This window comes from Nocardia takedensis NBRC 100417 (assembly GCF_000308695.1).
GTDB classification, from domain to species: Bacteria; Actinomycetota; Actinomycetes; order Mycobacteriales; family Mycobacteriaceae; genus Nocardia; species Nocardia takedensis.
The window spans coordinates 297,216-311,557 of record NZ_BAGG01000061.1 but is presented as its reverse complement, the minus strand read 5'-3'; the positions used below and the strand labels follow the sequence as shown (position 1 = coordinate 311,557).

The 14,342-nt window shown below is 71.6% G+C and carries 13 protein-coding genes; 4 read left to right on the top strand and 9 right to left on the bottom strand.

The genetic code is table 11. The annotated features are described in order from the left end of the window. The 5 genes from ON30_RS13435 to ON30_RS13415 all read right to left on the bottom strand — a co-directional run. The coding region (locus ON30_RS13435) for a DUF5914 domain-containing protein (protein WP_040707052.1) at positions 1–586 on the bottom strand (586 nt) is incomplete at its 3' end. Then, the gene (locus ON30_RS13430) at positions 583–2,160 is read right to left on the bottom strand and encodes an FAD-dependent oxidoreductase (protein ID WP_040707050.1); all 1,578 of its coding nucleotides are present in this window, start codon (positions 2,158–2,160) and stop codon (positions 583–585) included. The genes ON30_RS13430 and ON30_RS13435, both read right to left, overlap by 4 nt. After that, positions 2,157–3,119, bottom strand: coding sequence for a phytoene/squalene synthase family protein (locus tag ON30_RS13425; RefSeq protein ID WP_040707048.1), 963 nt, complete (start codon positions 3,117–3,119; stop codon positions 2,157–2,159). Before ON30_RS13425 ends, ON30_RS13430 begins: the two co-directional genes overlap by 4 nt. After that, positions 3,116–4,639, bottom strand: coding sequence for a phytoene desaturase family protein (gene crtI / locus ON30_RS13420; protein WP_040707046.1), 1,524 nt, complete (start codon positions 4,637–4,639; stop codon positions 3,116–3,118). The genes ON30_RS13425 and crtI overlap by 4 nt, the downstream gene beginning before the upstream one ends. Positions 4,640–4,650: 11 nt before the next feature. After that, on the bottom strand, positions 4,651–5,769 hold the full coding sequence (locus ON30_RS13415; RefSeq protein ID WP_040707044.1) for a polyprenyl synthetase family protein: 1,119 nt from the start codon (positions 5,767–5,769) through the stop codon (positions 4,651–4,653). A 204-nt stretch (positions 5,770–5,973) separates the two neighbouring features. On the opposite strand from ON30_RS13415, the gene ON30_RS13410 reads away from it, so the two are divergent. Beyond that, positions 5,974–6,639: an HAD family hydrolase gene (locus tag ON30_RS13410; RefSeq protein ID WP_040707042.1), complete on the top strand. Its 666-nt coding sequence runs from the start codon at positions 5,974–5,976 to the stop codon at positions 6,637–6,639. 1 nt (position 6,640) lies between these two features. On the opposite strand, the gene ON30_RS13405 is transcribed toward ON30_RS13410, so the two are convergent. Beyond that, a complete protein-coding gene (locus ON30_RS13405) occupies positions 6,641–7,120 on the bottom strand; it encodes a TetR/AcrR family transcriptional regulator (RefSeq protein WP_083911358.1) in 480 nt (159 codons plus the stop codon). 110 nt (positions 7,121–7,230) lie between these two features. On the opposite strand from ON30_RS13405, the gene ON30_RS13400 reads away from it, so the two are divergent. Next, positions 7,231–8,448 (top strand): cytochrome P450, encoded by a 1,218-nt coding sequence (locus tag ON30_RS13400; RefSeq protein ID WP_040707038.1) that lies wholly within the window; start codon positions 7,231–7,233, stop codon positions 8,446–8,448. 23 nt (positions 8,449–8,471) lie between these two features. On the opposite strand, the gene ON30_RS36095 is transcribed toward ON30_RS13400, so the two are convergent. Next, entirely contained in the window at positions 8,472–9,755 is a 1,284-nt protein-coding gene (locus ON30_RS36095) for an enoyl-CoA hydratase/isomerase family protein (protein ID WP_051029276.1), read from the bottom strand. A gap of 46 nt (positions 9,756–9,801) precedes the next feature. On the opposite strand from ON30_RS36095, the gene ON30_RS41045 reads away from it, so the two are divergent. Then, positions 9,802–11,304, top strand: coding sequence for a CoA transferase (locus ON30_RS41045; RefSeq protein ID WP_051029275.1), 1,503 nt, complete (start codon positions 9,802–9,804; stop codon positions 11,302–11,304). Beyond that, entirely contained in the window at positions 11,301–12,707 is a 1,407-nt protein-coding gene (locus tag ON30_RS13385) for an amidohydrolase family protein (RefSeq protein ID WP_040707151.1), read from the top strand. Before ON30_RS41045 ends, ON30_RS13385 begins: the two co-directional genes overlap by 4 nt. Before the next feature lie 37 nt (positions 12,708–12,744). Here ON30_RS13385 and ON30_RS13380 read toward each other — a convergent pair whose 3' ends face one another. Both ON30_RS13380 and ON30_RS13375 read right to left on the bottom strand, forming a co-directional pair. After that, the gene (locus ON30_RS13380) at positions 12,745–13,320 is read right to left on the bottom strand and encodes a TetR/AcrR family transcriptional regulator (protein WP_218006256.1); all 576 of its coding nucleotides are present in this window, start codon (positions 13,318–13,320) and stop codon (positions 12,745–12,747) included. Positions 13,321–13,365: 45 nt separating this feature from the next. Continuing rightward, a complete protein-coding gene (locus tag ON30_RS13375) occupies positions 13,366–14,106 on the bottom strand; it encodes a class I SAM-dependent methyltransferase (RefSeq protein WP_040707036.1) in 741 nt (246 codons plus the stop codon). Between the last annotated feature and the right edge of the window lie 236 nt (positions 14,107–14,342).

Here is a 14,342-nt window from a genome sequence, read left to right as displayed (position 1 = left end):
GGAACCATGCGCCGTGCCAGGGGTCGAGGCGGTTGGCGATGATGTCGCGGGGTTCGCAGACCCCGGTCACGGTGGTCACCGCGTGGATCGCCGTATCCGCGGGGCGCGGGCCGAGAACGGGTGTGTCGGTCGGGGTTTCGCCGCCGAGGGTGTCGAGGCGGACCCAGGCGAGTACGCCGTCGTCGTGCGCGGGGTAGGCACACCAGCGGCGGGCGGGTTCGGCGGCGTCCACGCGCAGTCCGTGCCAGCGGCAGATCAGGGCGGTGTCGTCCACGGCGGCCAGGGCCAAGGGCGCGCCGAGGTGCGGGCACGCCCCCGGGCCGACACGCAGCGCACCCGCCGCGTCCCGCCACGCGACGAGTTCCACGCCGCCGATCGTGACGCCGAACGCACGGTCACCCCTGATCTCGGTGGAGGCGGCCAGGACGTACCAGTTTCCCGACGGTCGACGCTGGGACCACCGCAACGCGGCGTCGATCAAGGCGGGGTCGGCGTCCTGGTAGGTCGCGGTCTGTTCGGCCCAGGGTGCGGACGGCAGGGGCTGGAGGGCGAGTTTGGCGGGCCACCGTCCCCGGGTGCCGCTCATCGGGCGCGATCCAGACGGGAGGCCAGCGCGTGCAGCACCGCCGAACGCCCCCGGGTGGGGACGGTCTGCAAGGAGTGCTCGGCCGCGCCCCACTGCCGGAGCAGGGCGTTGGCGGCGAGCCACCCGGTGGTGGCCGCGCGTTCCATCAGGGCGACGGGCAGGTCCACGCGGACGCCGTCGCCCGCGAGCACGAGTCGCGGATGCGGTGTCGTCACGGTGGGCCGTCGCGCGAAGTCGCCGGGGGCGAAGCGCGGGCAGTCCTGCCGCCACAGCACGGTCTCCCCGACGATGCCGGCCGCGGCGGTTTCCGGATAGATCTCGTAGAGCCGTTTGAGCAGACGCGCGCGCAGGTCGGATTCGGCCTCGCGGGTGACCGCGTAGGCGTGCAGTTCCACGACGCTCCCGCCGGTGCGGCTCGCCCAGGTGGCGGCCCGTTGTTCGTAGCGGTCGAGCACGCTGATGTTGTCGATGGGGTCGAGGCCGCCGGTCGCCAGGAACGGCGGACGGTCGGGCTCGACCGGGCGATCGAGCCACAGTCGCAGCACCGCGAACGCGGGAGCGCCCGCCGAGGCGGCCACCCGCGCGCGCCAGTCCGCGTCGCCGAGAGTCGGTGAGGCGGCGACGATCTCGCGCAGCCCCGTGACATCGGTGGCCGACACGACCGCCTCGGCGTCGAAGTCCGCGCCGTCGGCCAGGCGCACCCGCAATGCCTCCGGGCCACGCGCCTCGATCTCCGTGACCGTTGCGCCGGTGTGGAATTCGACGCTTCCGGGCCTTCCCCGCACGCCCGGCGCGGTCAGGTACGCGGCCAGCGGCTCCCACAGGGCGACGTCGAAATTGTCCCGGGCGACATCGAAGATCAGGCCCTCGCTGGACCCGAGGAAATAGATGTGGAACATCGTCGCGAGTTCGGCGGCGGACATGTTGCGCGGTTCGGCGAAGAAACTGCGCGAGAAGACCTCGAACGCGAGGTGCCGGGCGGCCGGTGGAAAGTTGATGTCGCGCAGGAACGTCTCGGCGTCGACGTGGTCGAGTTGTTCGTAGATGCGCGGCACCGACACCGCCGCCAGCGGGGCGGCCGCCCGCCCGTCGATGCCGACCAGGTCCCGCAGTGTGAAGGTCGGACTGCGCAGGGCGAACAGCAGCGCGTTCCACGGGGGCGTGCGCGGCAGATTGCGGAAGGTGTCGCGGCGTCCGTCGGCGTCGATCAGCGGATAGTCGTCCAGGCGACGCAGGTTCCCCAAGGTGGGATCGCCGCGCGACAACAGCTTTCGCAGGTTGTAGTACTGGGCGAAGAACGCGTGGAAGCCGCGATTCATCCCGACTTCGGTCCCGTCGGGCAGACGTTCGGTCCAGCCGCCCACGCGACCGCCGAGATAGGTCTCGCGTTCGAGCACGTCGACGTGGAAACCGCGTTCGGCCAGGCCGGTGGCCGCCGCCAGACCCGCGATCCCCGCGCCGATCACCACCGCGCGCGGGCGCACCCCGTCGACTCCGACATCGCGCCGTCCGGGCACACCCGGATAGCGGACCCTGCGCGCGTCACCGCCGTCGACACCGTTCGCCGCCCTCACCTCCGAACCTTCGATCGCACAGAGGTGTTCGCGGCGTCCGAGCCTCGACGCACCCACCATGCTCGCACCAACCCCTCGACGCCGACCCGGAGGCGCCGGGGGTTGCCGACCGTGGCGCGATGACCGAACACCTCGAAGTCGCGGTCCTCGATGCGCTGGAGGATCTCCGAATACAGCACCAGCGCGGTCGACACGCACGGACGCGACCGCGGCGCGAGTCGCTCGATCCCGTCGCGGGCGAACACGTAGGTCTTCCTGGTGATCTCGTGCTGGGCGGCGAACGCCTCGCGCACCCTCGGCTCGGTCCTACGGTGCGCGCGGCACCAGGTGAGCAGGTCGCGGTCGACGCCGTGGGCGGCTAGTTCGTCGGCGGGCAGGTAGACGCGGTCGCGCGCGAGATCCTCGTCCACGTCGCGCAGGAAGTTGGTGAGCTGGAACGCCTTGCCGAGGGCCGCCGCATACGGTGCGGTTTCGGCGGCGGGCGCGGCGGTGCCCAGGATCGGCAGCATCTGCAAGCCGATGACCTCGGCGGACCCGTAGACGTAGCGGTCCAGCGCGGCGCGATCGGGATAGTCGGTGACCGACAGATCCATGCGCATGGACGCCAGGAAGGCGTCGAACAGCGCGCCGTCGATGCCGTAGGCGGCGGCGGTGTGCAGCACGGCGGCCAGGACCGGGTCGCCACCGGTGTCGCCGTCGGCGAACTGCGCGGCCAGCGCGTCCAGGCGCGCGGCCCGGTCGGCGGTGGTCAGATCCGGGTCGAATTCGTCGAGGATGTCGTCGGCGCGGCGCGCGAAACCGTAGAGGGCGTGCACGGCGGGGCGCTGATCGGGAGCGAGCAGGCGGGTCGCCAGGAAGAAGGTCTTGCCGTGGCGGGCGTTGAGTTCCCGGCACCGCTGGTAGGAGCGGCGCAGCGCCGGGTCGGTGATCCCGGCCGCGCCGAGTTCGCCGCGCGTCATCGCGATTCCGTTCGGCTGTAGGAGGGGGACGGCGCGGTGCTCGGCACCGGCCCGGTGACGCGGTCGGCGGCCAGGCGACCGGAGATCAGCACCGGCGGGATGCCGACGCCGGGCACGGTAGACCCGCCCGCGAGGACGGCGTTGTCGATACCGCGCAGCATGTTCGCGGGCCGGAACGGACCGGTCTGGCCGAAGGTGTGGGCCAGGGCGAACGGACTTCCGGCCAGCATGTCCTGCGCCGCCCAGTCGGCGGGGGTGACCACACGCAGCACTTCGGTGTCGCGCAGGACGCCGGAGCCGAGTCGTTCCCGAGTGGTGGCGAGGATGCGTCCAGCGTACTCGTCGGCGAAATTCGGCCAGTCGATGTCCCCGCGGGCCAGGTTCGGGGCCGGGGCGAGGATGTAGAGCAGGTCCCGGCCTTCCGGAGCCAGCGACGGATCGGTCGCGGTGGGGCGGGTGACCAGCAGGGACGGATCGGCCATGACCCGGCCGTCGCGGATGATGTCGCGGAACGCCGACTCCCACGCCGCGCCGAACAACAGCGAATGGTGCGCGAGATCGTCCGGGATCCGGTCACAGGCGACGTGCAGGATCACCGCCGACGGCGCGGGTTCGACGGGCGCCGGACGTCGGGAACGATGTCCGAGCAGGTCGTAGGCGCGGTGTCGTTCCGTGGTCACGACCACCGCGTCGCAGGCGATGCGCTCGCCCCGGTCCGTGCGCACCGCCCGCACCCGCGACCCGTCGCGCTCGAGGTCGGTGACCGTGCTTCCGTAGCGGAACTCCACCCCCGCCTGCGCGGCCGCGGCGGCCAGCGCGTCGGGGACCGCGCGCATGCCGCCCCGGGGGAAGTACACGCCCGCCATGGTGTCCATGTAGGCGATCACGGCGTAGACCGCGCGGGCTCGTTGCGGCGCGACCCCGGCGTAGAGCGACTGGAAGGTGAAGATCCGGCGCAGATCGGGATCGGAGAGGAAGGACGCGACCCGCCGGTCCCAGCCGCCGAAGCCGCCCAGCGCGACCAGTCGGGCCAGCGACGGGGTCAGCATCGACAGCGGCGAATCGAAGTTGGTCGCGATGAAGTTGTCGAACTCCACCTCGTAGAGCCTGGTCAGCCAGTCGCGCAACCGCCGGTAGCCCTCGGCCTGCTCCGCGCCCGCGAAATCGGCGACGGCCGCCGCCATGCGCTGTTCGTCGCCGTGCACGTCCAGGGTGCGGCCGTCGGCGTAGCGGGCGCGATAGGCGGGGGTCACGGGCAGCAGGTCGAGACGGTCGCCGGTGCGTTCGCCGACGGCCGCGAAGAGGTCGTCGAGCAGGTGCGGCATCGTCAGCACGGTCGGGCCGGTGTCGATGCGGTAGCCGCCGACATCGAGGCGGCCCATCCGGCCGCCCGGCGTCGGATCCCGCTCGACCACCGTCACCGCGCGGCCGCGGCCTGCCAGGTGCAGGGCGGCCGACAGTCCGGACAGTCCGGCCCCCACCACCACGACGTGGTCGGTGGGTCCCTCGACAGTGCGCATTCCAGGTCTCCTCACAGCTGACGCGCGGTGCACAACCGCGCCATCCGGTCCAGGGCGTCGTGGCGGCCGCGCGGCAGCGGCCACTGGTGCAGGTCTTCGCGCGCCCGTTCGACGCGGTCGGCGATCATGGCTTCGACGCGTTCGGGCGCGCCGGACTTCGCGATCAACTGTCGGCACCGCGCGATCGCCGCGGCGTCGAGGACGGGTCGGCTCACCAGTTCCCACAGTTCGCGGCCCGTGCCCGGGTCGGCGCACTCCAGCGCCACGACCAGGACCGTGGTGGCCTTGTGCTGACCGAGGTCGCTGTCCTCCGGTTTACCGGTGACCGCCGCCGAGCCGAAGACGCCGAGCAGATCGTCGCGCAGTTGGAACGCCTCGCCGATCCGCAGGCCGTAGCGGGCCAACATGGTCGAGGTGGGTTCGGCGCATCCGGCCATCGCCGCGCCCAACTCGAGGGGCCGCGCGACGGTGTAGTTGCCGGATTTCGCGCGCGCGATCGTCAGGACGTCCTCGAGCGAGGGCCGGGTGCGGATGTCGTTGCCGAGGTCCGCGTACTGACCGAGCGCCAGTTCGACGCGCATGGCGTCGTAGTCCCGCCAGACCCGGCTCAGCGCCTCCGCGTCGACACCGCTGTCGCGCAGCATCTGCTCACCCCACACCAGGCACAGGTCGCCGAGCAGGGTCGCCGCCGACTCGCCGAATCGTCGAGCGACCACCGGGCCGCCGGGCGGCGACCCGCCGGACAACCGCAGGTGCGCGGCCGGTTCGCCGCGTCGCAACACCGCCTCGTCCATCACGTCGTCCTGGAGCAGCGCGAACGCGTGCAGCAGTTCCAGGCTCGCCGAGGCGCGCAGCGCGGCGGCGTCGGCGTCGGCCCCGCACAGCCACCCCAGATACATGAACGTCGACCGCAGACATTTGCCGCCCGTGGCGTACTGCCGCAGCACGTCGGGCACGTCGGGCGGGCACCACCGTGCGACCGGAACCTGCGCGAGGAAGTCGCCGACCTCCGCGAGGATTCGCTCGCGCACGTCCACGGGCCATGCCGCGGAACCCGGATCGCGATCCGCGCGGTCCTCGATCCCGGTCGCCGCCGAATGGCTGACCGGTCCGGCGGAGGCGATACTCATCGGCGTCTCCTCTCTGCTAGCACCACACCCAGCTGGTCGCGTCTTCGCCTTACCCACCCTACCGGCAAATGATGCAACTTCGATGCACGAGATCCGAACCTCAGGGGCTCGGTCGGAACGTACCGGGATCGGCGCGCCCCGACCCCGGTACGGATCGCGTGTCGGCGGGCGATTACCCGAGCTCCGGGCGGGTAGCCGCACGCCGTGACCCACTCCGCCATCGCAGTCCTCGACATCGACGGGACACTCGTCGACTCCAACTATCAGCACGCCCTGGCCTGGTACCGGGCGCTGCGTTCGCTCGGACACACCTATCCGGTGTGGCGACTGCACCGACTGATCGGCATGGGCGGAGACCAGTTGATCACCGCGATCGGCGGCGAAGAACTCGAGCGCCGCGTCGGCGACCAGGCTCGGGAACGGCAGGGCGAACAGGTCGACGCACTGCTCGACGAGATCGCCCCGCTGCCGGGAGCGCGCGATCTGCTCGTCGCCGTCAAGGAGCGCGGGCACCGACTCGTGCTGGCCAGCTCCGCCCAGCAGCGCCACGTCGCGGCATTCCTCGACAAACTCGACGCCCGCGACCTCGCCGACGCCTGGACCAGCAGCGACGACGTCGAGAAATCCAAGCCCGCGCCCGACCTGCTGAACGTGGCGCTGCGCAAACTCGGCGCACCCGCCGACGCCGCGAGCGTGCTGGTCGGCGACTCGGTCTGGGATATCGAGGCCGCGAAACGCGCGGGCATGCCGTCGATCGCCGTGCGCTCCGGCGGCTTCGGCGACGACGAATTGCGCGACGCGGGCGCGACAGCGCTGTTCGACACCCCCGCCGACCTCACCGCGGCGCTGGACGACACTCCCCTGGCCTGAGTCAGCGGCGGGCGATGTGCCGCAACTGCGCCAGGAAACTCGCCTTGTCGTCACCTTCGATCAGGTAGTGCGCGACCGCGAGGCGCACGAGGGCCGCGGCCACCGGTTCCGCGTCGTCGCCGTCGATGAGTCCGGCGATGAACCGGCGCATGACCGGCAGGATGCGCGCGATCTCGGCCAGGACGTAGTCGGGTTCGATCCCGACCAGTCGACTCAACGAATACGACCCCTGCGACTGGAACCCGACGATGAACACCAGCACCGCGTCCAGTCGCGCGTCACCCGTCAACCCCTCTGTCGCGGCCCGCAGGTCGGCTTCGATCTTCGCCTGCTCGTAGCCGGCGAACGCGGCCAGCAACTCTTCCTTGGAGGCGAAGAACCGATACAGCGTGGGCCGTGACACTTTCGCCGCGGCGGCCACCTCCGAGAGGCTGAGTTTGCTGCGACCCCGGCGGGCGAGCACCTCGTGGGTCGCGTCCATGATCCGCGCGCGCGTCGGGGAGTCGCCGTTCGCCGAGCTCACCTTACAACCTTTACATCATCTGTAATTTTTGTAACGCCGACATCGCCGCCAGCAGGGAAGAGATCCCGATGACCACCACCGCCGACGCCGCCCTCGAATTCGATCCGCACTCCGACAGTTTCTTCGCCGACCCCTATCCGATCTACCGGCGACTGCGCGACGAACAACCCGTCCACCACAATCCGAGGCTCGGATTCTGGGCGCTGTCGCGCTACCACGACGTACTGCCCGCGATGAAGGACTACCGGACCTATTCCTCGGCCCGCGGCATCACCCTGGAAATGGTGCTCGACCCCGCGCCGCGCGAGGACGCCATCCCGATGATCATCATGATGGACCCGCCCGAACACACCAGAATGCGCAAGCTGGTGAGCAAGGTGTTCACACCGCGAGCCATCGCCGGACTCGAATCGATGGTTCGCACGATCGTGCACACCCACCTCGAGCGCGTCGACCGCCGCGAATTCGACATGTTCGCCGATTTCTCGACGCTGTTCCCGATCGAGGTCATCACCACGATGCTCGGCGTCCCCGCCGAACACCGCCAACAACTGCGCCGCTGGCACGCCGCTCCGATGGAACGCGCCGACGGCGCCGGCGTCCCCACGGAACGAGCGCGCGAGGCGATCGCCGCCGCCACCCGGTTCTATCACCAGCTCATCCTGCAACGCCGGGCCCACCCGCAGGACGACATGATCTCGCGACTGACCCAGGTCGACGTCGAACGCGAGGACGGCACGACCACCACGCTCACCGATCGCGAAATCCTCGGATTCGCTTCCCTGCTCGCGGGCGCGGGCGCGGAGACCGTCGCGAAAGTGATCGCGAGCGCCGCGGTCATCTTCGCCGAACACCAGGACCAATGGCGGGCCCTCGCCGCCGACCGCACCAAGATCCCCGGCGCCTTCGAAGAGCTCCTGCGCTACGAAGGCCCCGTCCAATACGACCTGCGTTACACCCTGCGCGACGTCGAGATCCACGACCGGATCATCCCGCGCGGCAACGCCGTCCTGATGCTGCTCGCCGCCGCCAACCGCGACGAACGGGCCTTCACCGACGCCGACCGCTTCGACATCACCCGCCCCTTCGCCGGCCACAACCTCGGCCTCGGCTACGGAATCCACAGCTGCCTCGGAGCCGCGCTCGCCCGCCTGGAAGGCCGGATCGCGTTGAACGCCCTGCTCGACTTCATGCCCGAATTCGAGGTCGACCGCGCCGGATTGACGCGCTCGCGCGAGACGAGCGTCGCCGGATGGGCCACCGTCCCCGTCCGCGTGCACCGGTAGCCCACCCCCGCCCGTCGACCGCGCTACCGCATAGACGCGGTGTCCGGTCGATGGTCGAGAGCGTCGACCAAGCCCCAGCGCAAGGCTGTTCGGGCGTCGAGGGGTAGGCCGGTCAGCATCAGCCAGGCCGCGCGCCAGCGGCCGACGCGGCGCGGGACACTGACGGTGCCGCCCGCGCCGGGGACCAAGCCCATATCGATCTCCGGCAGCCGGAAGACGGTGTCGGGGGCGGCGATCACCTGCCCCGCGAACGCCGCCATCTCCATACCCGCCCCGATGCACGCGCCGTGGACATGGGCGGTGACGCGGTCGCGGACGGCGTCGATGACCCGCCACGGGGCGCGCTCGAGGCGGACCAGGTAGGCGGCGGTGAGGTCGGTGGCGGTGCCGAACTCGTCCAGGTCGCCGCCACTACAGAACGCCGGGCCCGCGCCGCGCAATTCCACTCTCGCGATCCCCGGGTCGTATTCGACCAGCCCGACGGCCTCGAGTAGTTCCTCGCGCAGGCGGAAACTCAAGGCGTTGCGACGTTCCGGGTGATCGAGCAGGATCGCGAGGCGGTCGCCGTCTCGATCGACCCGAACCAACGGCCGGTCGGACGCCGCCTCGGCACGTGGGCTCCCCCGTTCGCTCAGCCATCGCGCGAACTCGGTGCCGCTCAACAACATCGAATAGGTCGCCGCCTCGGCGGCCAAGCCGGAAACGGTGTCCAGGTCGGGTGTCTGGCGCAGAAGTCGCCCCAGGGCGATGCTCGCACGGGGGCTGCGATCGACGGCCGCGTGGAGCCGGGTCAGTGCCTCGTCCACGTCGGGGCATTCGACGGTGAACAGGTCGAGGTCCGCTGACGCTTGGTCCGCGAGGGCGTCCACTTCGACCGCCGCCCCCGGGGAGCGCTGCGAATTCGGTGTCGTCGGCCGCCGCCGGGGTGACGGTGACGGCGAGCCCGGGATGGTGGCGGTCACCGAATCGGCCGAGGGCGGCGCACCCGCCGAGACGTCCAGTTGCGATCTCGGCATCAAACCCCGAGAGGGCGACACGGTGGTCGAGGGCGTTGCCTGCGACGCGACGAGTGTCAGCGTCAGCGCGCGGAGAAGCGGCGCCAGGGCGGGGGTGGGTGGGCGGTGCAGCACCCCGATCGTGAGGCGCAACGACGCGGACAGGGACGCGGCGGTGCGGACGATCCGGTCGGGGGAAGCGGTTTCCCACTCGTCGAGGGACAGGATCAGCAGGGGGTTCTCCGGGGTGCCGTCCGGGCTGAGCGACAACTCCGCTGTGTCGGGTGTCCACGGGGGCGGGTCGCTGCTCACCCCGTCATCGTGACACGCGCGCCCGCACCGGCCCTACGATCGAGCGATGGCACCCGCGACGCCGTCGACGCACCGGCCCTCCGGGGTGGCGGTGGACTGGGCCGAGTCGGGTGCGCTCGCGCTGACCGGGCACGCGGACGGCCCGCCGCTGCTGCCGCCCGGGTCCGCCGCGACGCGCGCGCGCCAGTTGACGGCCCTGATCGAGGCTGCCGCCGGGCGCGGGAGCCTCGGGGTCGACGGCGCTCGTCTGCTCACCGAACGCGCGGCGATGCTCGGGTTGCGCCGTCGGGGCCGGATCTCGGCGGGCGGCGCCTGCCGGTTGCTGCCGACCGCCGACGGCTGGGCCGCGGTGTCGTGCGCGCGCCCCGACGATCCGGATCTGCTCGGCGCGCTGATCGGGGGCGCGGTCTCGGCGGCGGACCCGTGGCCCGCCGTGGCCGCTTGGGCGCGCGGGCACGCGGGCGCCGAACTGGCCGAACGCGCGGCCTTGCTCGGACTGGCCGCCGGGACGGTCGATCCACGGGCCGACGTCGAACCGCATACGAATACTCGGACTTCCGGGCAAGACGCGACCGATCCGCACATCAGCGATCCCTTCGACCGAGCCACGCCGACCCACCAATTGGAAACAACCCGAGCGCGAACCAGCGTCATTGCCGACCGGGCCGCATCGATGGCCGAGCGCCTTGGGGCGACCGATCCGCGCACGAGCGACATCACCAACCGAGCCACATCGATCCACCCGCCGACAAGCGCCATCGCCGACTGGGCCACGTCGGTGGGCAAGCGCTCGGGTGCGGGAGCACTGCGACCTCACGCGGTCGAGGGGCTGCTGGTGGTCGATTTCAGCGCGCTGTGGGCTGGTCCGCTCTGCGCGCATCTGCTGGGCGCGGCGGGTGCTCGGGTCGTCAAGGTCGAGACCCCCTCGCGGCCCGACGGCGCGCGACGCGGTTCACCCGAGTTCTACGATCTGCTGCACTACGGGCACGAATCGGTGGTCCTCGATCCCGCCGACGCCCGGGGTCGTCGGGCGTTGGCCGCGCTGGTGGACGCCGCCGACATCGTCATCGAGGCGTCGCGTCCGCGCGCGCTGGCCGGATTCGGACTGGATGCGGAGTCGGCCGTGGCGCGGGGCGCGGTGTGGGTGTCGATCACGGCGGCCGGGCGGGCTTCGCCCCGGGTCGGTTTCGGGGACGACGTCGCCGCGAGCGCGGGACTGGTGGCGCGCGACGGCGAGGGGCTTCCGGTCTTCGTCGGTGACGCGATCGCGGACCCGCTCACCGGCTTGACCGCCGCCGCCCTCGCGATGACCCGCCCGACGGACGGCGGCGTGCTGTGGGATGTGGCGATGACCGACGTCGTCGCCGCGACGCTCGCGCCGCGACCGCGCGCCGAGATCGTCCGGCGCGGCGGCGACTGGTGCGTCGATGCCGGCCCGGGGGCGGTTCCGGTGTCCGCCCCGACGCCGCGCACGCCGACCGGTCGGGCTTCCGCCTCCGGGGCGGACACCGCGTCCGTGCTGGCCTCGCTGCGGATCACCGCGCCGTGAACATCGTCGTCCGCGATGCGGAGATCGACGGCAGGCCGGGGCTCGACCTGCGCGTCCGTGCCGGATTCGTCGACGAGATCGGACCGTCGCTGCGCCTCGACGGGGCGGAGGAGGTGATCGACGCACGGGGCGGCGCGCTGATCCCGGGACTGCACGACCACCACCTGCACCTGCACGCCACCGCCGCCGACGCCGCCTCGGTGCGCTGCGGCCCCCCGTCGGTGCGCGATCGCGCTTCCTTGGCGGCGGCACTCGAGGCCGCACCCGGCGACGCGCACGGTTGGGTTCGCGGCGTCGGCTACATCGAAACCGTCGCGGGCGACCTCGACGCCGCCGCCCTGGACGTCTTGCACGCGCGCCGACCCGTGCGTATCCAGCACCGCAGCGGCGCGCTCTGGGTTCTCAACTCCGCCGCCGCGGCGGCGGCCGGAATCGACCGGGCGACCCACGCCGGCATCGAACGCGACGACGCGGGCCGGGCCACCGGCCGGATCTGGCGCGCGGACACCTGGTTGCGCACCCGACTCCCACCCGCCGATCCGCCCGACCTGCGCGCGCTGGGAACGACGATGGCCCGCTACGGGATCACCGCCGTCACCGACGCCACCCCCGACCTGGACGCGCGAGCGTACACCGCATTGGTCGCGGCGGCCGCCGACGGCGTTGTGCCACAACGGGTCCGACTGCTCGGCGTACCGCTCGAACACACCGCCGCACCGGCCACGCCGCGCATCGCGGTCGGGCCGTACAAGATCGTCGTCGCGGATTCCGGGTTCCCCGACTTCGACGATCTCGTGGCGCGGTTCGCGCACGCGCACGACCGGGGACGCGCGGTGGCGGTGCACTGCGTCAGCCGCGAGGCGCTGCTGCTCACCCTCGCCGCGCTCGACGTGGCGGGCGGCCGGCCCGGCGACCGCATCGAACACGGCGCGCTCATCCCCGCCGACACCATCGCGACTCTGCGCCGTCGCGGGCTGACGGTGGTGACCCAACCCGGTTTCCTCGCCGACCGCGGCGATCACTATCGCGACCAGGTCGCCCCCGACGACCTGCCGGACCTCTACCGCTGCCGTTCTCTGACCGACGCGGGCGTCGGACTAGCGCTCTCCAGCGACGCCCCCTACGGCCCGCTCGACCCGTGGGCGGTCATCGCGGCGGCGATCGGCCGCGAGACCGCCACCGGCGAGATCGTCAACGAGGCCGAACGCCTCACCCCGACAGACGCATTGGCCCGCTACCTCGCCCCCACCGGCAACCCCGGCGGACCACCGCGCCGTCTCGGCCTCGGAGCCCCCGCCGACCTGGTCCTCCTGCACGAACCCCTGCACCGAATCCTCCGCGCCCCCAACGCCGATGCCGTTCGCCGGACCTTCTTCGGCGGAGATCCCCCTGCCACGACCTGACGGAGGGAGCTCCGACTTGTCGGGCGTCCCGGACCCTTCAGGTACTCACGCCGGGGACGTGCTCGACGCCTGCGGCTCTGGCGCGAACGGCGTTGACCATGACCAGGTATCGGGCGGCGAGGTCGGCGGAGGGGATCGGGCGGTCGTTGTCGAGCCACCACAGCGTCGTCTGTGTCAGCATCGCGCCGAGCACGGCGAGGGTCAAGCCATCGGCCGCGCGGGGCGCGGCGGTGACGCAGGTGTTGAGCGAGACGAATGCCGCTTGCAGGCCGGCGGTGAACGAGGGGCTGCCCCGGGGACCCAGCAGTGCGCGGAACAGTTTCTCGTCCTCGGCGACGTGGTCGAAGAAGCGCCGCAAGCACTGCGCCGTCTCGATGGTGTCCCGGCGGGGGCCCGGCGCCAGATGTGCGGTGGCTTCGGCGAGGATCTGGTCCACGAGATGCTGTTTGTCGCGATAGTGCCGGTAGAAGGCGGTGCGCGTCACGCGGGCGCGTTCACTGATCTCCCCCACCGTGACGGTGTCCAGGCCGCGTTCCACGACCAGATCCGCCAAGGCGTCGCGCAGCATCGCCCTGGTGTGTCGACCGCGGCGATTCGCCTGATCCGGAGACACCGTTGCCCCCTCTGGTGTCGCGAGCCGCAGCCCCGCCGACGAGACTCAGCCCCCGGCCGGACGCAGCACCGCGATGATGGGGCTGACCTGTTCGCAGGTCATGTCGTGCGCCGCCGCTTCACGTGCCAGGATCTCGACGCCGATGGTCCGCCAGAGGTGTTCGGCGGTGAAATCGCGGACGATCTCGTCGTGTTCGCGCACCACGTACCGCATCCGCCACTGCTGCGCGTCCGCGGCGGCGGGGCGTCCGCCGATGCGCACTTCGACCGCCCGCGTGCCGATCCGCCGCTGCGCGATGGTGAATTCCGGCACCTCCACGGGCGCCGACAGCGCCATGAACTCCACGATCACCGGGGACCGCGGCGTGAGGCGTTCCCGCAGATTCGCCCAGAGCTGTTGACGGACCTCGGGTTCCAGGTAGCCGACGACGCCCATCATCGCCACGGCCCCGAGACGATCGGGCAGGCGAACGTCGTCGATTCCCTCGGCGTGCACGGTGACCCGCGTCGCCGCGCTCGGGTGGGCCAGCAGTCGGGAGACCAGTGCCGCGCGCATCGCGGCCGACGGTTCGACGGCGTGGATCGGCACCGCCGCAACGGAATCGACGAGGGTGACGGTGGACAGTCCGCTGCCGGCGCCGATGTCGAGGAGGGGGTCGGTGATCGGTCCCGCCCCGCGCAACGCCGCGAGGAGGAACTCGCGTTTGGCCTCCCAATGCGGCGCCGCCATCACGTCGTAGAATTCCGCGGAACGGGCGTAGGGATCGACGGTCGTATCGGTCGACATGTGAGAGTTCCTGTCTGACTGTGGGTTGTCACCCGCAACCGGAGTCCATCGGATTCGATGACGGGTCCCGGAGTCCGTCGACCTTACCCGATCCGACAGGCGGATCAGGTGGGAACAAGCAGAATTCGGCACGGTCGAGCCGACCTCGCGCCGGGAATGCGGCGTACTCCACGAAGGTAAGGATGTCCGAATTCTGTCGACGGGGGCAGGAGGCGGGACCCGGCGGGACGCATGCG